Genomic DNA, 424 nt, shown 5'->3' on the forward strand with positions numbered 1-424 from the left:
TGGTAGCTCTGGTTGGAGAGCGGCACGACATTGTTGACCTCGACGGCGACTGTCGCCGTCTTCGCCTTCTCGAACGGCGAGTTCCCGCGGAACCAGGCGTTGACCTTCTCGGTCGCGGGATCCGAGGTTCGCAGCAGCGCGTAGGTGCGGTCGATATATTGTTTTTGCACCACGGCATCCGGCGTCACGCTGCGGAAGGTCGATACAAAACTTCCGAGCGTCGCCCGCACGACCCGCGGATCGGCATATTCGATCTGCTGGGCGAATCCGGCGGTGACTGCCGTTCCTAGGCGGTCGACCTCGACGATGTAGGGAACGAGCTTGACCTCAGTGCTCTGATAGAGCGCGTAGCTGAAGCCGATCACCGCCATCAGCATCCCGGTGATGCCGACGATGCGCCACGCGGCCGCGGCCTTCACATAGG

At 62.5% G+C, this 424-nt stretch carries 1 protein-coding gene; it reads right to left on the reverse strand.

The genetic code is table 11. From position 1 onward, the window contains the following. The coding region (locus EOA60_RS37100; RefSeq protein WP_245502737.1) for a VirB8/TrbF family protein at positions 1 to 424 on the reverse strand (424 nt) is incomplete at both ends.

Source organism: Mesorhizobium sp. M1A.F.Ca.IN.020.06.1.1, assembly GCF_004023265.1.
In the GTDB taxonomy this organism is placed as follows: domain Bacteria; phylum Pseudomonadota; class Alphaproteobacteria; order Rhizobiales; family Rhizobiaceae; genus Mesorhizobium.